Raw genomic sequence first — 24,104 nt, 5'->3', positions numbered from 1 at the left:
TTTAACTTGTTATAGTACAAAGATAGTGTAATCAGGAAATAATATGGAAATCAATTATATTAGATTAGCGAAATATTATATTGTGCTTTATGTGTGATTTCCTCTAATAAAGTGAAATATTCTGTAAATTTAAAACGTAAAATAATATTTCGTTATATATTTCACGTAAATTTAAGTCCATTTTTTCTTCATAAAACCTAATAATTCTACTTCAAACAGAAATGGATAATTAAGAGTTTTCAGAAAAAATGTTATTGCATAATAAAGTATTCCCCCTTACAATCAAAACTAATAACGGATTGAAATAGTAATATTCCGTTTAAAACAGAATAATAATTCTTAAGGGGGAATTCAGTTGAGCAAATCAGGGGAGAATTACTCAACAAATAGCGATTCAATCAACTATGATGTGATTGATCGCATGGAATCATTTAATCGATTTGTACAAAAGAAAAATCGATTTTTATTCGGTATGACTATAACATTTTTGACATTTTACATCCTTTTACCGATTTTAGCATTCACACCTGTTTTACAACAGAAAGCAATCGGTAGTATTACTTGGGTTTGGGTTTATGCACTTGCCCTATTCATAATGACAATTGTACTTTGTACAGTTTACATTAAAATGGCAACAAAATTTGATGAAGCTGCCAATGCGGTTTTAATTGAATATGAAAAGGCTGGTGCATAAGAATGAATTTAGTATCTGCAGGCTTCTTTTTAGGGATTGTTGGATTAACATTAATCGTTACATATATCGCAGCGAAAAGAACTTCTTCCGCAAGTGATTTCTATACAGCTGGAGGTGGCTTAAAAGGCTGGCAAAATGGTTTTGCGATTGCTGGGGACTACTTATCAGCTGCTGCCTTTTTAGGGGTATCGGGAGCAATTGCTTTAACAGGCTTTGACGGCTTCTTCTTCTCTGTTGGCTATGTTGTAGCAAATTTAGTTCTACTTTATATTATTGCTGAACCGATGCGAAATTTAGGACGCTTTACATTAGCTGATATGTTAACTGCCCGTTTCAATGAAAAGCGCATTCGTGGGGTTGCTGCTACGGGAACGATCATTATTGTCATTTTATATATGATCGCGCAGCTTGTAGGTGCGGGAGCATTAATTAAGCTTTTATTCGGTATTGAATATTGGGTGGCAGTGTTAATTGTAGGTGTCATGATGACAACATACGTTTTGTTTGGTGGAATGACAGCAACGAGTTGGGTGCAAATAATTAAAGCAGGCTTATTATTATTTGGTACTTCTCTATTAGCGATATTAGTTTTTGCGAAGTTTGATTTTAACTTAGTGAAAATGTTTGACACTATTAGTACGAACTATGGAGACGAATATTTAGTACCTGGAATGAAATACTCATCGACAATTGATTCGGTATCAATGATGTTGGCATTAGTTTTAGGGACATCTGGGTTGCCACATATTTTGATGCGCTTCTTTACTGTTAAAGATGCAAAAACAGCGCGTTCATCTATTTCTTGGACAACTTGGATCACAGCAATCTTTTTCTCGTTAACTATTTTCTTAGGATTTGGTGCCATGCACTTCGTAGGATTTGAAGCAATTATAGGAGAAAATGCTGCTGGGAATACAGCTGCCCCACTTCTTGCAGAATTTTTAGGTGGTAACATTTTATTATCATTTATTTGTGCTGTAGCATTTGCCACTATTTTAGCGGTAGTATCAGGATTAGTATTAACGGGTGCTTCTGCTATTTCGCATGATATTTATGGAGAAATTATTAATGGCGGTCAATTAACAGAAAAGCAACAAGTATTAGCCGCGCGTATAGGATCGATTTCAATTGCAATTGTTTCCATTGTATTAGCGCTATTTGCACAAAGCTTAAACGTTTCGTTTTTAGTATCATTTGCTTTCTGTATTGGTGCGTCAGCAAACTTACCAGTAATTCTTTACACAATTTACTGGAAAAAATTCAATGCCAATGGTGCCGTTGCAGCGATGGTAACTGGCTTAGTGTCATGTTTAGTATTAGGCGCAATGGGGCCGAATATTTGGAGCCCGACTGGTAATGCAATTTTTGTTGGGGAACCATTAGTGAATTTAGCAGTGCCAGCAATTATCACAATACCACTGAGCTTCTTTGCAGGCTTTATAGCTTCCATTTTAACGGCTAATAAGGTCGAGCAAGATGAAGCGGAACGTATTTATAAAGAAATTCGTGTTAAAGCACATACAGGAGTTTCAGTGCAAGACGTTTCTCATTAATAAGATCGAAAAACGCTTAGTAGTTAATCTGAGCGTTTTTCTTATAATTTACTATTCCATTTCAACTATCATTCCCTACTAGCTTAATTAAGTTCGCAAACTTTTATTTTTTCTAATTGGAAAAAAGATAATTATTAATATGAATCCGATGATCAACGTTCCAAATGGGTAAATTAAGGGGAAAAATAGTGAAGGATAACCTTCCCAAGCATCTGTATAATAACCAATCGAATGAGGGGCTACAACACCAGCATTAAGCAATTCTGTTTGTAAAGCGTCACGTTCCATAAAGCTAAAAGATTTATTATTTAAAAGCCCTTCTTTATCCAATGTATAAAGCGTGTACTTTAATTTCTCCGAGGGAACCCAACCTACTATATCTCCGTTTGGCATCTCTTTTGGCAATTCTCTTGTTTTCTTCAAAAGCACAATAAATTGAACTTGATCATTTTTCTTATCTTCTAAGGTTAAATATGCAATCTCTCCATAATATCTATTTAAACCTTCTTCTTCCACCCTTATTGGGTAATCTCTTAATACATCTATTACTTCTCCATCTATTTTGATAGATAAATCTGCGATGCTAATTTTATTACTCCAAGGGTCTATATAACTTTCCATATTTTTTATTGCTTCCTCAACCTCTACAATATGTCCTTTAAAATTGAATTTGGATTCAGTAGGAGGAAAACTGTTATTTACATTCGTGACAGTATATTTTAAATTCATTTTTTGATTATGAATGATTTCCATTACCATTTTTGTGCTTAACGGCAAAGAAGATATAAGTAAAATCACCCCTATCAAAAAAATTATTACCTTTTTCTTCATATCTATTTCACTCCACAATTTTAGCAATTTTAGATACCATAAATTTATTTTAGCATATAAATGTCAATTTCCTTCAAAATACAAGTTTGCTTCTTATTAAACTCTATTTTCTTAGTAGAATCGGTTATGTATTTGTACATCCAATTCATACCCTTTTAATAAATTTATGTGGTGTTTCCATTCGGTATAATAAATTATATTTATTAGGGTATGAAACCAATTAAAACATTGATACCAAATACTATGTGAATTGTGTCCCTATTTTGCTTTTATTTAATGTTTTCCCCTCAATAACCGAACTCGTTATATGCCCCTGTTTTTTCTTCTTTTATGCTTAAAAAATTATGAATATACTTTGTAAATTATAAATATAACTCTATTTTTAAAAGTAAATCATTTTTTAAATATTACTATTAAGCAATAAAATGAATAGTATTTCAACTATCAAAAATTCTCGAAAAATCATTAAAATTATTTGTCAATACTGCTGGAAACGTTTGTATTTCAACGTTTATCGACATCTGATAATGTCGAATTGTCTTATTTTCTGTATAAAAAGTAGTTTATTTTCTCTAATAAACTTATTTTTTTGAAAAATTTTTTCAGATAATTTTGTCTAAAACTATTGCAATTTTATGGGCGCTAAAATAGAATGAAAATGTAATTTCCTTAAATGAGAATTTTACAAACATTAAGCAGTAAATTCAAACACAAATGGGGGTATGTTTATGGGAAAAATTGAAAAGCCGATTATTGATTATGATAAAATTGCTTCTCAAGAATCATTTAAAAAGCTTTCGAAGAAGAAAAATTCATTTTTGTGGACTATGACGGTAATCTTTTTAGCACTTTATATGTTATTACCAATCTTAACGTCATACACAACAATTTTGGATCAAAAAGCATTTGGGGATATTACATGGGTATGGATCTACTCAGCAGGGCTATTTTTAATGACTTGGGGATTAGCTCACTTTTATGTAGCAAAAGCAAATAAATTCGATAAAGAAGCAAAAGCAATTATCGATGAATATGAAGGAGGTCGCTAATTATGAATGACATTAGTTTAACAGCGGTTATCTTCTTCGTTTCGATTGTAGGATTAACGTTAGCAATTACGTGGTGGGCGTCAAAACGTACCTCTTCTGCAAGTGATTTCTATACAGCGGGTGGCGGATTAACTGGCTGGCAAAATGGTTTAGCCATTGCTGGTGATTACTTATCAGCAGCTTCGTTTTTAGGGATTGCAGGGTCGATTGCACTATTCGGCTTTGATGGCTTCTTCTTCTCATTAGGTTATTTAGTAGCGTATTTAGTAGTACTTTATATCGTTGCTGAGCCATTACGTAACTTAGGACGCTTTACATTAGCGGATATGATTACTGCCCGCTTTGATAAAGCAAAAGTACGCGGTACAGCAGCATTATCTACAATTACAATTGTATTATTCTATATGATTGCACAGCTTGTAGGTGCAGGCGCCCTAATTCAATTATTATTAGGTATTGAATATTGGATGGCAGTATTACTTGTTGGTGTCATGATGACCGTTTATGTATTATTCGGTGGGATGACGGCAACGAGTTGGGTACAAATTATTAAAGCCGTATTATTAATGTTAGGTACAGTTATTATTTCATTCTTAGTATTAGCAAAATTCGATTTCAGTATCGCCAATATGTTCACACACATGTCTACTGCAACTGAGCACGGTGAAAATTATTTAAATCCTGGTTTACGTTATACAGATGGAATTGATACAATTTCGATGTTGATTGCATTAGTATTAGGTACAGCAGGTTTACCACATATTTTAATGCGCTTCTTTACTGTAAAAGACGCAAAAACAGCTCGTTCTTCTGTAATTTGGGCAACTTGGATTGTTGGTGGATTCTACGTATTAACAATCTTCTTAGGATTCGGTGCAGCAGCATTTGTAGGGAAAGAAACAATTGTCGCAGCAAACCCTGCTGGAAACATGGCTGCCCCATTATTAGCAAGAGCATTAGGTGGAGAAATTTTATTCTCGTTCGTCTGTGCGGTAGCATTTGCAACAATTTTAGCCGTAGTAGCTGGTTTAGTACTTTCAGGTGCTTCTGCCCTATCTCATGATATTTACGGGCAAATTATTAAAAAAGGTAAAATTACTGAGAAAGAAGCAGTTAAAGCTGCTCGTATCGGTTCGATTATCATTTCTATTATCTCTATTTTATTAGCATTAGGTGCACAATCTTTAAACGTTGCCTTCTTAGTATCATTAGCGTTCTGTATTGCTGCATCATCAAACTTACCAGTAATTATTTACACAATCTACTGGAAGCGCTTCAATACAACAGGTGCCGTGTCTGCAATGTTAACAGGTTTAATTTCTGCTTTAGTATTAGTAGCTGTTTCACCAAACGTATGGGGTCCTGAAGGTAAGGCGATTTTCGTTGGTGAGCCATTAATCATGTTAACGAATCCAGCGATCATCTCTGTCCCTCTTGGCTTCTTAGGTGGATTCATTGGTACATTGTTATCGAAAGAAACGGATGCTGCAAAATACCGTGAAGTTGAGGTTAAAGCGCAAACAGGTATTTCGGTACAAGACGTTTCACACTAAATATAAATTAGCTACTAACCTATGTTAGTAGCTAATTTTTTTATGGAATAAATCTCGTTTTTTTCATATAAATTTATTATTTTACGTTTTTTACATGGTACAATAATTAGGCAGCATCCAGCTGACTCCTTTTGTAAAGGAGGTGTGTACTACTGTGTCTTATCCATCACGCAAATTAAGGGCTAAGGCTGTTTCGAAAAAGAAACGTATCGAAAGACTAGCCATCTTCCGTTACGTAACAGACTTCTTTCGTCTCGTTGATACATTGTATCGTCTAATTCGAATGATGCTGTAAAAAACGTTGTTTCACCACCTTGTCTAGCCATCAAGGTGGTGTTTTTAAATTAGAGGCTTTGCATCAGGAATAGAAGGAAATGAGGCTATCCAACAATTGCGTCTGATTGATTGGGAGTGGCGTTATTGCCGTCTTGTCCTTCGTTTTGTTGTTTAGCAAAGAACTTTTGTACGGGGATTTTTATATAAAAATACAACCCTATTGTTAAACTAGAAAATATCCACCCTGCAACATGTTTATAGATGAGCATATTGCCATAACCATCAATTCCATATTTCTCTAGTAGAAATACGGTAAGTGCTACCATAAAAAGAATTCTTACAATAAAAATAACCTGAATAATTTGAAACCATTTAAAGATTCCTTTTTGAAAAAATAAAGCTTTACTATCCTCTCGTGCATCACCAAGCAAATAAACAAAATCAACGGCAAAATATAAAGAAAAAGGACGCTTAATTATGAGAGCAACAACATATATTAATGATAAAAAAAGACTTAAATAGATGCCATTCCAAATCATTTGCTCTGCTGATCCTGAAAGTATATTCACCGTTGTGCTAACCGCGAGAGATACTAAAATAAATACACCCGTAATGTTAAATTGTTTATCTAATATAAAGCGGTAAATAGTATAAACAACCCCAGGAACTGTTGAAATCAACATTGCTATGTAATCACCTAATGGCTCTCTCCCAAATTTCCAAATTACATAAGGTAATGCTGCATAAAATAGTAAATCAAATAATATAAACCTTTTATTAGAATGCTGTTTTTTGACCATATTTCTCCTCCATTTTTACTCTATTCAGCTGCCCCTTTTTCTACTAGAACTTTAAGCATCCTCTATACATTCGAAATAAATTATCCAAATTGTAACTATTTGTATTAAACCCTTTTTCTTTAATTGAAGTAAAGTCACCAAGAATCTGTTCTAAACTCATGGGTTAATGCCTTGAATCTATCAATGTCAGTTCTTCTTAACTAATCCATTCCAAACTTTTTGTATACTTAGCAAAATAACAGAAAATATACTGGTTCTTAATAAAAAAATTAACGCTGTAAGAACGATTATTGGTAAAATATCTTTGAATGTTAAATTTTCTAATTGAGAAAACTTAAAGTCTTTTAGTGAAAACGATAGCATAATTAGTATAGCGAATAATACGAGCCATTTCTTTGATAAAAAATTTGTCTTATTCAAGTGAAATTACCTCCGAATAAATTTATTCTCATCTAGATTCTTAATCGCCAATATTAAATTATCCTGAATGATTCTGGTATCTACGAAACTAAATGAAACATATAATGTTATAGCTTTGCCATTACTTGTATGATAAAAGAGGGCTGCATATTCTGATTCTCCATTAGGCATCGTTTCAATATCCATCAACATTTTTTCAAAGGTCAGTTTGCCATACCCTTTTCCTTGGTAGCTTTTATCAATCATCATCTTCTAAAATATTATGGAATTCATGATTTTTTTGTGTTAAATCCATTTGGCAAATAGCCATGTATCGCTTTTTCCGCTCTAGTCTTGTTTAGTAACGAATCTCTAGAATAACACTAACATAAATTACCAATATTAACATCTCTCAATAAGGGTTTTTTTCTTATTGAGTACAATCGTTATTTAACATCAACTACAAAACCTCCATTTAGAAAAAGATTGATTAAAATGGAGGTTTAAATTTTTGTTGCAATTGTGATGAAAGAAAACCATATTATGAAACATAGCTAAGAACATCGTGTAATTTGTATATAGAATATTTTTTGAGGGAGATTGTTACATGATCATAGCGGTAATTGGAAGTTTCTTATTTTTATTAGTTGCAATCTTATATGCTTTACTTGCGTTAGGTTTTCCTTATGGAGAATTCGCAATGGGCGGTAAGTATACTGTAATGCCATTAAAGTTGCGGATTGCTTGTGGGTTTTCAGTATTTATTCAGCTTTTTGCCATCATAATAATTTTGCAGACTGCAAATCTTATTCCTAATTTTTTCTCGATAGGCACTACAAGAGGAATTTGTTTTTTCTTTGCAGCATACTTGACAATTAATACGATTTTAAATGGATTTTCTAATAGCAAAAAGGAAAAGTGGATAATGACACCTATGGCTTTACTTACAGCACTTTGTTTTTGGATAACTGCTATTATGTTTTAGGAATGTCTAAGAATATACTGAATCTAAAGTTTGGGAGGAGCATTATTTTTAATTATGATATGAAAAACGAAGAGGAACCTTAATAAATAAAGGTTCCTCTTCGTTTCGTAAGACGATTCAGCTTTTTTATATACTACATGTATTTTAATCATTACGTTCACTTCACCAAATTTTAGACAAAATAAAAAAGCGATTGGGGGCCACCCAACCGCTTTGTACTACTGCAGATCCATCACGCATGAATCTTACTACCTTCATTTTATGGAAATTTACTGCCCATGTCAATGAATTGTATTTATATTATGATAAAAATTGTTCAGTTATGCATGAATATCGTAATTTACGCTTCTATTATTTCAACATACGCACGAGTAATTGCACCATCGCCGTCTGTATCAATACGAAGTGATCCATTTGAATAACGATCAGCACGTGTTAAATTCGTTACTTGTATTGTTTCTTGTACACCTTTTTCGGTTTCAATGACAATAGAGTTTCTGAAATTCACAACTAAAACGGTAAATATACGATGTGGATTCGTTTTAAGTTCTTTTAAAATGACTACTCCACGCTTCGCACGATTGCCTAACTCAATTTCACTGATGAGCATACGTTTTACAGCACCACGCTGCGTTATAATAATTAATTCCTGATCAGCATTTGGCTGTAAAATAGCGACAGCAGCTAAGTGCTCCCCATATTTTAAAACCATTCCTTTAACACCGGCTGTTTTAACCCCTGTTATTGGTAATTCATTCATTGGGAAGCGAATTGTATAGCTTGTGTTTGTTGAAAGAAGTACTTCTTCTTGCTCAGTAACAAGCGTTGCGAAAATCATTTCATCTTCGCCCTTTAAATTCATTGTTTTAATTGGTTTTGAATAACGAGTCACGACATAATCAGCAAGTGCAGAACGCTTAATTTGTCCATCCTTTGTTGCTGTAAATACATACTTATCTGCCTGTTCAAAAGTCTCAATGCCGATAACTTGAATAATTTCTTCCGTTGTATCAATTGGAACAATACTAGATATATGCTGACCTAAGTCTTTCCAACGAATATCAGGAAGCTCGTGCACCGGCTGGTAAATATAGTTACCTTTGCTTGTGAACAACAGTAAATGATGCTGTGTATTTAAGTTAGCTTCATACAGTAAGTAATCCGAATCTTTCATCGCAAAATCTTTACCGTTTGAGGCATTATGCGAACGTAAACTTGTACGCTTAACATATCCATCTTTCGTAACGGTCACGACAACCTCTTCACTCGGAACAAGGACGTCACGCGTTACTTTAATTTCTTCAATTTCTGCTTCAATTGTAGACATACGAGGTAACGCAAAACGCTTTTTAATGTCGTTTAACTCTGATTTGATGACACGAATCAATTTCTTCTCATCCTCTAAAATAGCTGTTAATTTGATGATCAGCTCATTTAATTCCTGTTGTTCGTTTTGAAGCTCTGTAATATCAGTATTTGTTAAACGGTACAGTTGTAAGCTTACGATCGCTTCTGCTTGAACTTCTGTAAAGCCAAACTTCTCAATAATATTATTTTTTGCATCACGCTTATCTTTAGATGCACGGATTGCTGCAATAACTTGATCTAAAATTGATAAAGCCTTCATTAGCCCTTCTACAATATGTAAACGGTCCTGTGCACGCTTTAAATCAAATTGTGAGCGTCGTGTCACGATTTCCTTTTGGTGGTCAATATAGGCATCTAGCATGAGCGGTAATGTCATCATTGTTGGACGACGATTATGAATCGCGATCATGTTAAAGTTGTAAGATACTTGCAAATCTGTTGACTTTAATAAGAAATGTAAAATGCCTAGTGCAGGCACATCCTTTTTCAGCTCAATAACAATTCGTAAGCCATCACGGTCAGATTCATCTCGAATTTCTGAAATGCCTTCTAGACGGCGGTCGCTTACACGTAGTTCATCCATTTTACGAATTAAGTTTGCTTTATTTACTTCAAACGGGATTTCTGAAATAATAATTTGTTCTTTATTCCCTTTTAAAGCTTCTATTTCAGTACGAGAGCGGACGATAATTTTTCCTTTTCCTGTCTCATATGCTTTTTTAATACCATCAAGCCCTTGAATGATGCCACCAGTTGGGAAATCAGGTCCTTTTATGACCGTCATTAATTCTTCAACGGTGCAATTTTTATTATCTAAACGCATTAATACCGCTTCTAGAGCTTCTTGTAAGTTGTGTGGTGGGATATCTGTTGCGTATCCAGCAGAAATCCCTGTCGCACCGTTAACAAGTAAATTTGGGAAACGTGACGGTAAAACAGTTGGTTCCATATCTTGATCATCAAAGTTTGGAACAAATTCCACCGTATTTTTATTAATATCGCGTAACATTTCTGATGCGATAGCAGAAAGTCGTGCTTCCGTATAACGCATTGCAGCTGGTGGGTCACCATCGACCGAACCATTGTTACCATGCATCTCGATTAACATGTGACGGCTCTTCCAGTCTTGACTCATACGTACCATCGCCTCATAAACCGACGAATCCCCGTGTGGATGGTAGTTACCGATTACATTACCCACAGTTTTGGCTGATTTACGGAATGGTTTTTCGAAAGTATTGCCTTCATTGAACATCGCAAATAAAATACGGCGTTGTACTGGCTTTAAACCGTCACGAGTATCTGGAAGTGCACGGTCTTGAATAATATATTTTGAATAGCGACCAAAGCGGTCACCCATTACTTCTTCTAATGGTAAATCTTGAAATTTCTCTACGAAGCTCATTCGTTAACCTCCTCATGCTGGATGAATTCATTTTCTAAAATGCTTGCATCCTCTTCCATGCCGAAGTTTACATTTGATTCAATCCATTTACGGCGCGGTTCTACTTTGTCACCCATAAGTGTTGTGACACGGCGCTCTGCACGAGCACCATCCTCAATTTTGACACGGATTAATGTACGTGTTTCAGGATTCATCGTTGTATCCCATAATTGATCGGCATTCATTTCACCAAGACCTTTGTAACGTTGCAGAATATAGCCTTTACCAATTTTTTTGATGGCCGCATCTAGTTCGTTTTCAGTCCATGCATAAGTAAGTTCTTGCTTTTTACCGGAACCTTTAGATACTTTGTAAAGCGGTGGTAAGGCAATATATACTTTGCCCGCTTCAATTAACGGACGCATGTAGCGATAAAAGAATGTTAATAGTAATACTTGAATATGTGCCCCATCTGTATCCGCATCGGTCATAATAACAATTTTGTCGTAAGCTGCATCCTCTACAGAGAAGTCTGCACCAACACCTGCACCAATTGTATGAATAATTGTCGAGATTTCTTCGTTTTTCATTATATCTTGGAGCTTTGCTTTTTCCGTATTAATAACTTTTCCGCGCAGTGGTAAAATGGCTTGGAATGTGCGGTCACGTCCTTGCTTTGCCGAACCACCGGCAGAATCACCTTCTACAAGATATAATTCATTTTTCGCCGCATTTTTTGATTGAGCTGGTGTTAATTTCCCGGATAAGAGCGTACTGGATTTTTTCTTTTTTCCGTTTCGCGCATCATCACGAGCTTTACGAGCTGCTTCGCGAACTTGTTGTGCGCGAATGGCTTTTCTTACAAGTGATGCCGAAAGCTCTGCATGCTCTTCTAAAACGTACATAAGCTTTTCCGATACAACGGTATCAACTGTTGATCGAGCTTCACTCGTTCCAAGCTTACCCTTTGTTTGGCCTTCAAACTGTAAAAGATGCTCTGGAATTCGGACAGATATGATGGCTGTTAAACCTTCTCGAATATCAGCACCTTCTAAGTTTTTATCCTTTTCTTTTAACAGCCCAATTTTCCGTGCATATTCATTAAACACGCGAGTCATCGCTGTTTTAGCACCCGTTTCATGAGTACCACCGTCTCGAGTACGGACATTATTAACAAATGAAAGAATTGTTTCTGAATAGCCATCATTAAATTGGAAGGCAAACTCAACCTCGATTTCCGCAAGCATCCCTTCCACATACTTTACTGGATGTATCACGTCTTTTTCTTCGTTTAAATATGTAACAAACGCCTCAATTCCACTTTCGTAATGGAACACGTCATGTTGACCTTCTCCACGCTCATCAATGAGCTCAATTTTTAAACCTTTTAATAAAAACGCGGATTCACGTAAGCGCTCAGCTAATGTGTCGTAATTATATTTTGTTACGGAAAAAATAGATGGGTCCGGTAAAAAATGAACAAGTGTCCCATTTTCTTTTGTTTTTCCTAAAATATCAAGAGATGTAACCGGCTTACCGCCATTTTCAAAACGTTGACGATAAATTTGCCCGTCTCGGTGAATGGTTACTTCCAAAAATACGGATAAGGCATTTACTACGGATGAACCTACACCATGTAGACCACCACTCGTTTTATAGCCACCTTGTCCAAATTTACCGCCTGCATGTAGCACTGTAAAAATAATTTCAGGTGTTGGCTTCCCCATTTTATGCATTCCCGTAGGCATACCACGACCAAAATCTCGGACGCTTATACTATTGTCCTCGTGAATCTTAACGATGATATGATCGCCAAATCCAGCGAGTGCTTCATCCACTGCGTTGTCTACAATCTCATATACTAAGTGGTGAAGACCTCGGCTATCTGTTGAACCGATATACATACCTGGTCGTTTTCGTACGGCTTCTAAACCTTCTAATACTTGAATGGCATCTTCATTATATGAAATACCGGTCTGGTTTTTTACCAAATGTAATCCCCTCCAAAAATACAAACAAACGTTCCGTTATACTGCATAATCGTACTGTCTCCTGACTTCATTGTCAATTGATGAATCAATCCATGAGACTTAGCAAGAATTAATTGTACCATCAAAAACGCCTGTTTTAAAGCGCTTCCTCCAGTAGTTTTCATCGTATTGTAACTTTTTTCCTCCTTTTCATAGAAATTTTGTGAAAAAATAATACCTCTTTCCTTCCTTTCATAAACAGTGTAAAATAATCAATACATACTATTAGTACCAACTAGTAATTCTCAATATTGAAAGGGGCACAACACTTGATTAATGCAATAATTCTCATTTGTGCTTATTTGATTGGTTCCATTCCTTCTGCTTTATGGATTGGTAAAATCTTTTACAAAACGGATATTCGACAACATGGTAGCGGCAATTTAGGTGCCACAAACACATTCCGTGTACTTGGAAAAAAACCAGGGTTCATTGTGACTCTCATTGATGTATTAAAAGGTACCGCAGCAGTACTCTTACTAACTCTTCCCTTCTTTAGCGAAGCAACGATTTATCCATTAGTATTAGGGATTGTAGCGGTTTTTGGACATATGTTCCCGATTTTTGCTAGTTTTAGAGGAGGTAAAGCCGTTGCGACAAGTGCGGGTGTTATATTAGGTTATAATTTACCGTTATTTATCGTGCTCCTCGTTACATTTATTGTCTCGTTAAAAATTACGAAAATGGTAAGTTTAACGTCAATGATTACAGCAACTGTTGCGTTAATTTATGTTATTATTTTTTGGATTGTGACGGGTAATTATGCATTATTTATTTTAATTGCCTTTTTGGCGACGTTTATTTTCTATCGTCATCGAGAAAACATTAAACGTATTAAAAACGGTACAGAACCAAAAATAAAAGGTTTCTAACTCTCTCCATTGCGAGAGAGTTTTTTTATGTATAAAAAATGTGTTTAGAATTCAAGGAATCTAAACACAGTTAAAGATAAATATTAAGATGGATTTATTGCATCTGAATTATTTTCTTGCTGACCATGATTTTCGTTTGAAAAGATGTCATAAGCAAGTAATGTTACCTCCAGCTTTTCTTCAAGCTGTTGTATTTCTTTAATTTGTTCGGGCACTAAATGAGCAAATTTCGAGTTCAAATTTCCCAAGTAAATCACATCCTTCTACAGTAATAAAATTTAGTATGGAAAATTATTAGTGAATTATCCATTGTGTATGATGGAAGTTTTATAATTACAAAAAGCCTATACGAAGAAGTTGGTATATAATGATAGATGATTAATATATCGTGAAACTGAATGAGGTGATTGGATGCAGATTAAATTATCAGAGGAAGCAATTAAGTGGTTCCAACAGGAAATGGAAGTAGAAAAAGATGATTGGATTCGATTTTATGCTAGGTATGGTGGTTCTTCCCCATTCCACGAAGGATTTTCTTTAGGTATGACAAGAGAACAGCCTCATGAAATCGGAGTGGAAACAACGGTTGACGCGATTCATTTCTATATTGAAAAATCAGATGAATGGTTTTTTAATGAGCATCATCTAGTTGTTAGCGTTGATCAGGAATCAAATGAACTAAGCTATTCCTACGAAAAATAATTCTAATTTTCCGAATTAATTGTAATCCCACTTTTGCCCCCTTCCATCGCTATAATATGGAAAGACAACTTAGATAATAGATTGATGAGGGATTACAAGTGAAAATTAAGCAAGGCTTTTATTGGCGATGTGTTTTTTTTATAACAGGCATCATTGTGCTTTCGTTAGGTATTGCCCTAACAATTAAAGGGCAGCAATTAGGTGTTGGCTCGTGGGATGTACTGCATATTGGGCTTGTGAAAAACTTCGGTTTAACAGTGGGTATGTGGTCGATCATTCTTGGCTTAATCATTTTAGCAATTGATGCAGTCATTTCGAAGCGTTTACCTAAATTGGGCACCTATTTAGATATGTTTTTAGCGGGTATTTTTATCGATATTTTTCTGTACGTATTACCAGATGCCCACGGCTGGTTTGAGCAGATCCTAGCCTTTGCTCTTGGTCTATTATTACTTGGTTTTGGGTGTGGGATGTACATGGTAGCGAATCTTGGTGTTGGACCACGAGATACATTAATGCTACTGCTTGTCCAACGTTTAGGCTGGTCAGTAAACCGAGCGCGGACGACGATGGAAGTATCAGTCGCAGTAATCGGCTTTTTACTAGGTGGTCCAGTAGGTTTAGGAACGCTTCTTATGGCATTTGGCCTTGGGGCAATCGTTCAATGGGCACTGAAATGGAACGAAAAATTATTTTACCGCGCGGCAGGTGTAGAAAGCGCGATTTTATAAAAGAGTCCTTTGACAATTTTATTGTTAGGACTAGTTAAAGTCATTATTTTTCTGTAAAGGTGAAATAATGGCTTTTTGCTTTCTTATATAAAGTTGGCAAAGGTAAAGAAAAACGGCGATGTATATAAAGGCCCCTTTTACATCGCCGTTAAACTTTATAATGCTTAGCGAAAAACTGTTCATAAGACGCATAGTGGACCTTTAAAATTTAACAGCTTGTCAATACTATCCTGTTTTGCGTAGCGTTAATTAATTTGAAATATTTGGCAATTTCTTCTCAAAAATCTCTTTTTGAAGGTGTTTAACAAATGCCTCAAGGGAAAATGAAGTTAATTCGTCCTGTTTATAAGCTCGTACAGTAACTGTCTCATTCGCTTGTTCTCGTTCTCCTAATACAAGGATATACGGTATTTTTTGTATTTGTGCGTCACGAATTTTTCGACCAAGCTTTTCGTTACGTCTATCTACTGCTACTCGAACATTAGCTTGACGTAGCTGGCTGGCAACCGCTTCAACATATGCTGTATGTACATCTGATACAGCAATGATTTGCACTTGCTTTGGTGCGAGCCAAAGCGGAAATGCACCACCAAAATGTTCGATTAAAATACCAAGAAATCGATCAATGGAGCCAAATACAGCTCGGTGAATGACAACTGGTCGCACTTTTTCATTGTCTTCATTCACATATGATAAATCAAACTTCTCAGGTAGCTGGAAATCAAGCTGCACTGTTGCACATTGATGGCTTCTCTTAATTGCATCCTTTATATGAATGTCAATTTTGGGTCCATAAAAGGCACCATCACCTTCATTAATTTTATATGGGAAACGTAGTCGCTTTAACACATTTTCAAGTGCTAGTTCTGCCTTATCCCATAGGGTAAGCTCTCCCATATAGTCATCAGGTCTTGTCGATAATTCAATTTCATACTCAAAGCCAAATACTGTATATACTTGATCAATAATTTGCAACGCTAATGTAATCTCATCCTCAATTTGCTCTGGTGTCACGAAAATATGAGCGTCATCCTGACAAAATGTACGAACTCGCAGTAGCCCATTTAATGCTCCACTAAATTCATGTCGGTGAACCTGACCAAACTCCGCCATACGAATTGGTAGATCGCGATATGAATGTAAATCATTTTTATAAATCAACATATGGCCAGGACAGTTCATTGGCTTTAAAGCAAACTTTTGCTCATCGACTTGTGTAAAATACATATTTTCTTTGTAATGCTGCCAGTGTCCTGATTGCTCCCACAAACGCTGATTCATCATGAGGGGCGTCCGCACTTCTTTATAGTCATATCTTGTTTGCAAGCTACGTAGGAAATTTTCAAGTTCATTTCTAATAGTTTGCCCGTTTGCTAAATAAAATGGCATACCTGGAGCTTCTTCAGAGAACATAAACAGTTCAAGGGGTCTTACCAACAAAAAGCGCAAAACATACGCTAAGTAAAATTTTACATAAAGAAAGCCGATTTTTCCTATGCTAAGGAAGTATCGGCTTTTAATATTCTTTAAATTGAAATGTATCAAAATGTGTTTTTTCCTGTTTTGATACTGTTACCATTGAAATTAGAAAATAAGCCTTGGTTAGTTAGAAAATCAATTCAACGGTAATAATTTAAGGTTGGGGTAGCGTCAGGAAAATGCGGATTTACAACGATAAGCATATTTTGATACGATTCTTATGAGACATTACCCTCAATCAGGGGGGGACAGCCAACATTTTTGAAATTTTGTACGCTAAGGAAACTCGAAAATAAAACAGCCGATTTCACATTCTGTTTTGGAATAGTACCAGCTAAGCTGTCACGACCCGCAATAAGGAAATTTCAGGATTAACTCCAACATACTTACCCCCGTCCTATTTTGGATGGGGGATAAAATAAAGGTAATTAACTTTTTTAGATTAGACTATTTCTGTACGCTAAGGAGGCTCCAAAGGGGATTTTGTTGACACCTTGATTTTGTGATTGTCAAGCAATCTGTAAATAACTAAATATTGAGATGAGCCTAAAATTCAGTCCATTTTATTATCTAACTTCTTTACCCATTCACTGTCATTCCAAATATCGGGGTTGTTAATCGTTAGATTTTCTCCACGAACCATGAAATCATAACCATCTTTTGTACCCGTATACCAATCAACAATGACTAACTTGCCGTTTACATTACGTACAAGAAACTCAGTAACTTCACCACGACTACCCACAGTCTGTTTAATTTCCACAGGGAATTTTAAATAGAGAAAACCTCCATCCATATCATCCGTATACCCCACTTCCCAAGTGTCAATCTTAATATTTTGCACCTTAGCATTAAATTGGGCATACACATCATATTGGGATTGGATTTTCTTTTTCGTATACTGTATAAGGTTTTCGTTATCTATAAATGTATCCAATTCAATACTCGTGCCGTTCCAGACCGCTTTATAATAGTCAGTCAGCGCTCTTACACACATTTCATAAGCCGTCTCAGAATCCTGAATAGATAGTTCCCCTTCATTTTTAGCTAAATATTCGGGGGAATCTTGTAATACATTCAGTTCAGTGTTGGGCGTAATTTCATTGTTTATAGCACTATCTTCGCTGCTTTCTTCCGAGACTACCGGTGCACATGAGCTCAGAGTAAATAAGACTACTAACAGATAAGCAAATTTCATTGTATCCCCCCTCTAATTCTAATATGAATAGATATTTTGATGCTACGATTACTGTTAAAAAAATATTAACACAATTCCTTATCTATTGTACTTGAGAGTACTAAGATTAAGATTTCCTCCCTCTAACAATCAGAATAGAATATCAAAATACACCACTACAACCGGAAGATTATAATGGTGTACCATGGATTTTAGTAATTAGTTGTAATAACCTATCAGCTTTATAACCCTTTTAGCATCACCTGGGTATATAGTCTCCGCTTTTTGGTTATTGTTATAGCTACCTGAAGCAGTACGCCCAGTAACCAATGCTCCTACAACATTTACCTGGCTTGTTTCGTAGAATTCAGTGATAATAGTGGAATGTCTCCAATTATTGTAACTTCCACTTAGATAAAATTGTAGGATATCTCCAACTTCATAAGGGTGATTAGTAGAAAACCAATCAAAAGTTCTATAAGTAATGGAAGTACCAGCTGGACCTTTTGTTGTATTGTTCACCAAAAAAGTATGAAGATTTGGTACACCTGACCATGATGAGGAACGATTACTCAAATTTCGATAATACCAACCAGTAGAAGAAATGCCTGTTCCATTTGTGTCATATACAACCGCACCGCCAGCTAACAATGCGTGCGACACGAAATTTGTACAGTCCCAATTACCGGATATTTGAGAAAAATCATAATAGGGCACAACACCATTGCCACTTGCTGGTGAGGCTTTAATGTTATTTCTCGCATAAGTTACTATGTTTTTCTTATTCAAAGACCTTAGTGTTGCGCTTGGGGCTGGTGCTGCGGCTGTCGATACTTCAGAACCTATTTCTCGGTCTACAGAAAAATTATCAACAATTCTATCATGTAGTTCCAGTTGCCGTTGGGAAATATTTGAATCTATTGAAGTAGAGTTATAGATAAATCGACTTGAATTATCCACTTGACCTATAACAAACTCATCATAATAGTCATATGGCATATACCAATCAGTCAAAGTAAATCCTGTATCCGTATTCTTAAAAAACATGTTTGAGATTTCGCCAAATCCGGATTCTACCTTCAAACCTACATAATTAAATGTAGCCTCTGTGCTGATAGAAAGGAAGACACCTTCCTTGGTCACCTCGGAGGATAATAAAGTGAAGTTCAATGTATAATTTTCTTTTTCTGCATCTGCCGCGTCTGTAACATATTGTTTTGTTTTAATTTTCTGTTCCACATAATTAGACAATTTCGGGTCAAGTAAGTTTGTGTCCATAATTGTTTTCCCTGTTAATCCCGCTGTGCCAAGATCGGTATTTTTATAATAATTCGTTAAAATATCTTTGGATAGAGAAAAAGTAGTTTCGACGACAGATGAGCTATGTGTTGCATCTGCTACCGAGTCAATTTCAGTTGAACTGCTTTTAGCTTGAGCAGCTGGAATACCAATTGCAAGCGTAAGTACCGTCACAAAAATTATTCTCAATAGATTTTTTATCAATGTACTTCAGTCCCCTCATTACAATTTAAATGAATCTTTGTTCAATCAAAAATCTAGTAATCGACTTCTTATTTACACCTTCTTGAATCAGTTCTTTTACTAGTCAATCTTACAACTCACAGATTATTTCCGACTGTAATAAAACGCAATAAAGTTTACCTTTCAATTATCCCTCCCTCTATAAATTATTTTAGAAATCACATAAACTACAAATATGTATTAATATGATTTTTATTTACAATTATAGGAAATTTACACAAAAAAATACAGATATTTATTTCGACAAAATTTGACTAATAAGCATGGTTTTAAGTGTCATTTTCGATATGTTAGAATAAATGGCTCTCGTTATTTACGTTAAATACGCTCAAAAACCTTACTACATATAAAGGCACGATTCTCGTATAGAGTAATTTTAACTTTTAACATTACTGCTTTTTACAAAGTAGAATTCTATGTTAACACTGTAACAAAAACGGTTCCATTTATGAACACATAGTGATGTAACTATTTTTCTACCTTTTTACCTTTAATAAATAATCATAAACCCTGTAAATAAATCTATGTTCAGTAATTACCACCCCGATTAAGTTTTGATACAATAAAACAGAAAAGTCATAAAGTAGAGGGTGAAATAAATGAAGGTAGGATATGCTCGTGTTTCAACAGGTATCCAAAATCTTGATTTACAATTGGATGCTCTTAAGGAACATGGTTGCGAAGAAATATTTACGGATAAAATTAGTGGTGCCAAAGATAAAAGACAAGGGTTGGAAGAGGCACTACAATTTTTACGCACTGGTGATTCGATAGTAGTTTTGCGCTTAGATCGATTAGGGAGAAATATGCAACATTTAATTAAAATTGTGAATGACCTTAATGAGAGAGGTATTAGCTTCCATAACTTGCAGGAAAACATTACGATGGACAAAGCTAGTGCAACGGGGCAACTAATATTTCATCTCTTTGCAGCATTTGCTGAATTTGAGCGTAATCTTATTCAGGAGCGATCAGCAGCTGGGCGTGTTGCAGCAAAAGCCAGAGGACGATTAGGAGGAAGACCAGAAAAGTTAGACAAGAAAGAGTTAGAAATGTTAAAGACATTGGTGCAAAATGGGACTCCTATTACTGATATTGCTCAAATGTGGGGAATTTCTCGAACAACTGTTTATCGATATTTAGAAAAGAAGGGAGTAAATCGATTTGTCCAATCAGGAAACTTTCAGCCGGTGATTTCCCTCTCTTTTGACCTTCTCTAAAACGATTCATATCCTTTTCATTGCTTTTTAAATTGAAATTAGTAATTAATCTAACCTACTACCAAAATATTGTCAATAACTTATTTTTAAGCATTCAATACTTGATTAAAATTATACTTGTTTTTCACTATTTTTCCATTTTGTAAAATTGTAAAGAATGTCTAGTAATAATAAAAATAATAAAATTACTCCAATTGTTATATTTTCATTTGAAGTTAAATCACCAATCCAATACATAGTAAGATATAATAGTGATACAAACGGAATCAACCATAGCGTACGTATAAACCTTCTTCTATAACTTAATTTATGATAGACAATTACAAACCCTTTATCCTTTTTTTCTGCATTCTTATATATTACCGACATTACAGTATTACCAATTAAATTGGCGATCAATGAAACAATAAAAATCAGTATAATATTCACATTTATCTCCTTTAGTAAAAATTAATTTTACACTTCAGCTAAATAACCTCCTTTAGCTAATATTTTCCCAAATTTAATCACTTCTATATATTTAAATCACCTAATTTTAATTACTAAGGTCATAACGTGCTATTTCATCACCATCAATAATAACAATTAAACTCACTTCCAATGCATTCTTCCAATGCATTTCCCTTCAACTTTTCTATTTGTTCTGTTGAAGGTATCACTCTTATTTCAGGATTTTCTTCACTGGCAACCAAAATTAAATTGTAAGGTTAAATCCACCCCTTCTCCCAAAGTAGTGTTTAGAAAGGTCCTTGAAATGTTTGGTACATAAAAATTCCGTGAAATTTGTAGTAGGAATGGTTCCTCTTTATAGTGGTAAACCAATTTTTGTAACTTTAATCGTTTTCGTTAATTAAGTAATTAATAATAGACGCATAAGACTCTGCAACTAATTGAGCTCCAGTACTATTGAGGTGTATACCATCTAAAGTAAGATGAAGACCACGTTTTTTTGACATCTTATCAATTTTTGAAGGCTTTTTATAGAAAATATCCATCATTACTCTTATTACTTTTGTGCTGATATAATCTGTGCTGTTTACTTTTGAAAGATGGTTTAAAAATATTGCATTTAAATTCATAAAATAAACATTTTCATGTTTAGCGGAAATGGATTGGATCAGTTTATTTAATTCTTTAATTTCATTATTTGAAGCATTCTCTATATTTTCACCAACGATTGCAGGCGTAACGGTTACAACTTTTTTCGAGGATTCCATAATGAGGTTTAGTACTTTGGAATAATAGTCTTTGAATTCGTCATGATCTTTCGCTACGGGCTGTGCTTGAACCGTTAGCATCTTTGAATATACGTCATTTACCCCGATCCAAAGGAAAGCAAGATCATAATCACTCTCTAACTTTGTTTTCATTAAACGATTAAATAAACTTATAACCGATTCACCGGGTTTGCCAAGATTAATGAAAGTAATGTTTGGAAACTGTTCCTTAAGTATGTTAGAGAAAGCAACTCCAGGACGCCCTTCTGTTAAACTGTCACCTATTAATGCAATTTTCAATTCTAATTTCTCCTCTACAAAGAATTTAAAATGATGATTATAGCTTGGTTAAAGTAGCCATGAACGATCGTTAATAAACAATCCATTTTTACAATTAATTCATTACTTTAATAAAAGAATGAGAAATTATAAATCCTGAAGTTCATTAACAGTAACAAATGTATAACCTTCCTTTGAAAGTACATGTAGTATACCTTCAATTGTTTGGATTGCTTTTCCCGTTTTATCGTACATTGGATGCAGCAAGATAATTGAACCAGGTTCAATATTCTCTGTCACATATTTAACTTTATCAGAAACCGTTGTGTAAAAAGTATCTGGTTCAAGATTCCAAGTTATAGTGTCTCTATTATGTTTCTTTAGGTAATACGGTAACCCTATCAGCTTTTTCCCATTTGGTGGTCGAACATCGATTTCCCCTTTGTAACCTGTATTTTGAATCAATTGATCTGTCTTTTCTATTTCATCTTTGTAGTAAGAGGGTGTTTTGAAAATCATTCGATTATGTGAATAAGTGTGATTCCCAATTTGATGTCCTTCTTGTGCAATTCTTCTTGCTTCCTCTGGATATTTTTCAATCTCTGCACCTATCAGAAAAAAGGTAGCTTTAGCATTGTACTTTTCTAATAGCGGTAATATCAGATTTGTGTTATCTGCTGGACCATCATCAAAAGTTAAAGCAATCACTTTCTGATTCGTCTCTACTTGTTTAGTTAAGCCCCCAAACAACTGATACGTCCTAGAATTCATTAATTTATAAGTGCCTAGCAATAGTAGGGAAAATAAGAAAATTCCTATCCCAAGCAATACCAACGTCTTTTTCACAGCAATCCTTCTTTCCATACAGGAGAGTTAGTTCAATATAAAGTAAACAACTTTATAAGCACTGCTTCTTCTATGTTTTCCTCGTTCATACCGTTGCCCTCCAGTAACTGAAGCTGGCGATGAGTGTGAGAAAATGCCGATTGTGTCTCCTTTATTTAATATAGGATTCATTCGATCATCATCCTTATAATTTTATTTTTTATATTAAACTTTAATTTCTACAAATTAAAGAAAAATCAGAAAATTACTTCCTAATTTTTCAAAAATAGCGCATAGTAGAATTGGAGGTGGTTGGAATGATACATATTGAAAACATACATCTGTACCGTAATGAAAAAATCATTTTAGATAACTTAAACTGGCATGTAGCTAAGAATGAGCACTGGGCAATTTTAGGCTTAAATGGGTGTGGTAAAACGACGTTGTTAAAAGTAATTAACGGCTACATTTGGCCAAATGATGGAAAAGTTCAAGTACTTGGCGAAACGTATGGACAAACGTACATCCCTACCCTTCGAAGACGTATAGGTTGGGTTAGTAATGTGATGCTTGATCACTTTAATTGGCGGGATTCTGCAATTGAAATTGTATTAAGCGGCAAGTTTGGCGCCCTTCGATTATTTGAAGAAGTGTCTGAGGAAGAAATTGCAAACGCCGTTGAAATTATGAAGCATTTTCATTGTGAACATTTAGCAAATAAAGAATTTGAGTATTTATCACAAGGCGAACGTCAACGAGTCCAAATTGCGCGTGCGATAATGGCAGAGCCTGAAATTTTAATTTTAGATGAGCCATGTGGAGGACTTGATATTTTGGAACGTGAAAATTTACTTGAAACCATCAAACAGATTGCAACGAAGGAAAACTGTCCGACACTGATTTATGTTACACATCACGTAGAAGAGATTTTACCATGTTTTACCCATGTTTTATTAATGAAGGATGGTAAAGATGTAGCAGCTGATGTGCGGGAAGCGATTTTAACTGAAGAATGTTTAAGCAATTTCTTTGGGCAACCTATTCGTTTGCAGCATGAACGTAATCGGGCTTGGGTCGCTTTAAAATAAATCCCTATTATTGTAACTTTCCCGAATAAATTAAAGTCTAATGATGAAAG

General features: G+C 34.9%; 22 protein-coding genes and 1 pseudogene. 11 read left to right on the top strand and 12 right to left on the bottom strand.

Features of this window, described 5'->3' with window-relative positions; translation table 11 throughout:
* The first annotated feature begins 355 nt into the window (after positions 1-355).
* Together MKZ17_RS11105 and MKZ17_RS11100 are read left to right on the top strand one after the other, a co-directional pair.
* On the top strand, positions 356-694 hold the full coding sequence (locus MKZ17_RS11105) for a DUF485 domain-containing protein (RefSeq protein ID WP_445326910.1): 339 nt from the start codon (positions 356-358) through the stop codon (positions 692-694).
* A gap of 2 nt (positions 695-696) precedes the next feature.
* Entirely contained in the window at positions 697-2,247 is a 1,551-nt protein-coding gene (locus tag MKZ17_RS11100) for a solute symporter family protein (RefSeq protein WP_340723796.1), read from the top strand.
* Between the two features lie 87 nt (positions 2,248-2,334).
* Here the strand turns inward: MKZ17_RS11100 and MKZ17_RS11095 are convergent, their stop codons facing one another.
* Positions 2,335-3,078, bottom strand: a complete 744-nt coding sequence (locus MKZ17_RS11095) for a hypothetical protein (RefSeq protein ID WP_340723795.1) — start codon at positions 3,076-3,078, stop codon at positions 2,335-2,337.
* A 728-nt stretch (positions 3,079-3,806) separates the two neighbouring features.
* Here MKZ17_RS11095 and MKZ17_RS11090 point away from each other — a divergent pair.
* From MKZ17_RS11090 to MKZ17_RS11080, 3 genes are all read left to right on the top strand, one after another.
* Positions 3,807-4,127: a DUF485 domain-containing protein gene (locus MKZ17_RS11090; RefSeq protein ID WP_340723794.1), complete on the top strand. Its 321-nt coding sequence runs from the start codon at positions 3,807-3,809 to the stop codon at positions 4,125-4,127.
* Positions 4,128-4,129: 2 nt separating this feature from the next.
* Positions 4,130-5,680 carry a solute symporter family protein gene (locus MKZ17_RS11085; RefSeq protein ID WP_445326909.1) on the top strand — a complete coding sequence of 517 codons (1,551 nt, stop codon included), beginning with the start codon at positions 4,130-4,132 and terminating at the stop codon, positions 5,678-5,680.
* 154 nt (positions 5,681-5,834) lie between these two features.
* Complete coding sequence (locus MKZ17_RS11080; RefSeq protein WP_340723793.1) at positions 5,835-5,975, top strand: hypothetical protein; 141 nt, start codon at positions 5,835-5,837, stop codon at positions 5,973-5,975.
* A gap of 85 nt (positions 5,976-6,060) precedes the next feature.
* Here the strand turns inward: MKZ17_RS11080 and MKZ17_RS11075 are convergent, their stop codons facing one another.
* Both MKZ17_RS11075 and MKZ17_RS11070 read right to left on the bottom strand, forming a co-directional pair.
* Complete coding sequence (locus MKZ17_RS11075) at positions 6,061-6,756, bottom strand: VC0807 family protein (RefSeq protein ID WP_340723792.1); 696 nt, start codon at positions 6,754-6,756, stop codon at positions 6,061-6,063.
* Positions 6,757-7,182: 426 nt separating this feature from the next.
* Positions 7,183-7,422 (bottom strand): hypothetical protein, encoded by a 240-nt coding sequence (locus tag MKZ17_RS11070; RefSeq protein ID WP_340723791.1) that lies wholly within the window; start codon positions 7,420-7,422, stop codon positions 7,183-7,185.
* Positions 7,423-7,762: 340 nt separating this feature from the next.
* Between MKZ17_RS11070 and MKZ17_RS11065 the strand changes: the two genes are divergently transcribed.
* Complete coding sequence (locus MKZ17_RS11065; protein ID WP_340723790.1) at positions 7,763-8,140, top strand: hypothetical protein; 378 nt, start codon at positions 7,763-7,765, stop codon at positions 8,138-8,140.
* Positions 8,141-8,480: 340 nt separating this feature from the next.
* On the opposite strand, the gene parC is transcribed toward MKZ17_RS11065, so the two are convergent.
* Both parC and parE read right to left on the bottom strand, forming a co-directional pair.
* On the bottom strand, positions 8,481-10,913 hold the full coding sequence (gene parC / locus MKZ17_RS11060) for a DNA topoisomerase IV subunit A (RefSeq protein ID WP_340723789.1): 2,433 nt from the start codon (positions 10,911-10,913) through the stop codon (positions 8,481-8,483).
* Positions 10,910-12,883 (bottom strand): DNA topoisomerase IV subunit B, encoded by a 1,974-nt coding sequence (gene parE / locus MKZ17_RS11055; RefSeq protein WP_340723788.1) that lies wholly within the window; start codon positions 12,881-12,883, stop codon positions 10,910-10,912. The genes parC and parE overlap by 4 nt, the downstream gene beginning before the upstream one ends.
* A 308-nt stretch (positions 12,884-13,191) precedes the next feature.
* Here parE and plsY point away from each other — a divergent pair, with 308 nt between their 5' ends.
* Positions 13,192-13,794, top strand: a complete 603-nt coding sequence (gene plsY, locus MKZ17_RS11050; protein WP_340723787.1) for a glycerol-3-phosphate 1-O-acyltransferase PlsY — start codon at positions 13,192-13,194, stop codon at positions 13,792-13,794.
* A gap of 83 nt (positions 13,795-13,877) precedes the next feature.
* On the opposite strand, the gene MKZ17_RS11045 is transcribed toward plsY, so the two are convergent.
* On the bottom strand, positions 13,878-14,042 hold the full coding sequence (locus MKZ17_RS11045) for a hypothetical protein (protein ID WP_340723786.1): 165 nt from the start codon (positions 14,040-14,042) through the stop codon (positions 13,878-13,880).
* Positions 14,043-14,205: 163 nt separating this feature from the next.
* On the opposite strand from MKZ17_RS11045, the gene MKZ17_RS11040 reads away from it, so the two are divergent.
* Together MKZ17_RS11040 and MKZ17_RS11035 are read left to right on the top strand one after the other, a co-directional pair.
* Positions 14,206-14,496 carry a HesB/YadR/YfhF family protein gene (locus MKZ17_RS11040; protein ID WP_340723785.1) on the top strand — a complete coding sequence of 97 codons (291 nt, stop codon included), beginning with the start codon at positions 14,206-14,208 and terminating at the stop codon, positions 14,494-14,496.
* A 104-nt stretch (positions 14,497-14,600) separates the two neighbouring features.
* Positions 14,601-15,227 carry a YczE/YyaS/YitT family protein gene (locus MKZ17_RS11035; RefSeq protein ID WP_340725543.1) on the top strand — a complete coding sequence of 209 codons (627 nt, stop codon included), beginning with the start codon at positions 14,601-14,603 and terminating at the stop codon, positions 15,225-15,227.
* A gap of 249 nt (positions 15,228-15,476) precedes the next feature.
* Here MKZ17_RS11035 and thrS read toward each other — a convergent pair.
* From thrS to MKZ17_RS11020, 3 genes and pseudogenes are all read right to left on the bottom strand, one after another.
* Positions 15,477-16,664 (bottom strand): annotated as a pseudogene (gene thrS, locus MKZ17_RS11030) (threonine--tRNA ligase); the annotation flags it as partial.
* A 595-nt stretch (positions 16,665-17,259) separates the two neighbouring features.
* Complete coding sequence (locus MKZ17_RS11025; protein WP_340723784.1) at positions 17,260-17,904, bottom strand: hypothetical protein; 645 nt, start codon at positions 17,902-17,904, stop codon at positions 17,260-17,262.
* 198 nt (positions 17,905-18,102) lie between these two features.
* The gene (locus MKZ17_RS11020) at positions 18,103-19,356 is read right to left on the bottom strand and encodes an amidase domain-containing protein (protein WP_340723783.1); all 1,254 of its coding nucleotides are present in this window, start codon (positions 19,354-19,356) and stop codon (positions 18,103-18,105) included.
* Positions 19,357-20,024: 668 nt separating this feature from the next.
* Here MKZ17_RS11020 and MKZ17_RS11015 point away from each other — a divergent pair.
* Positions 20,025-20,645: a recombinase family protein gene (locus MKZ17_RS11015; RefSeq protein ID WP_340723782.1), complete on the top strand. Its 621-nt coding sequence runs from the start codon at positions 20,025-20,027 to the stop codon at positions 20,643-20,645.
* 111 nt (positions 20,646-20,756) lie between these two features.
* Here the strand turns inward: MKZ17_RS11015 and MKZ17_RS11010 are convergent, their stop codons facing one another.
* The 3 genes from MKZ17_RS11010 to MKZ17_RS11000 all read right to left on the bottom strand — a co-directional run bounded on the left by MKZ17_RS11010 (position 20,757) and on the right by MKZ17_RS11000 (position 22,987).
* Positions 20,757-21,014: a hypothetical protein gene (locus MKZ17_RS11010; protein ID WP_340723781.1), complete on the bottom strand. Its 258-nt coding sequence runs from the start codon at positions 21,012-21,014 to the stop codon at positions 20,757-20,759.
* A gap of 464 nt (positions 21,015-21,478) precedes the next feature.
* Positions 21,479-22,162, bottom strand: a complete 684-nt coding sequence (locus MKZ17_RS11005) for an SGNH/GDSL hydrolase family protein (protein WP_340723780.1) — start codon at positions 22,160-22,162, stop codon at positions 21,479-21,481.
* 126 nt (positions 22,163-22,288) lie between these two features.
* Positions 22,289-22,987: a polysaccharide deacetylase family protein gene (locus MKZ17_RS11000; RefSeq protein WP_340723779.1), complete on the bottom strand. Its 699-nt coding sequence runs from the start codon at positions 22,985-22,987 to the stop codon at positions 22,289-22,291.
* Positions 22,988-23,283: 296 nt separating this feature from the next.
* Between MKZ17_RS11000 and MKZ17_RS10995 the strand changes: the two genes are divergently transcribed.
* Complete coding sequence (locus MKZ17_RS10995) at positions 23,284-24,054, top strand: ABC transporter ATP-binding protein (RefSeq protein WP_340723778.1); 771 nt, start codon at positions 23,284-23,286, stop codon at positions 24,052-24,054.
* Positions 24,055-24,104: the final 50 nt, after the last annotated feature.

It is taken from the genome of Solibacillus sp. FSL R7-0682 (assembly GCF_038005985.1).
In the GTDB taxonomy this organism is placed as follows: Bacteria; Bacillota; Bacilli; order Bacillales_A; family Planococcaceae; genus Solibacillus.
Note: the sequence above shows the minus strand (reverse complement) of the source record. Positions and strands in the feature narration are given on the sequence as shown.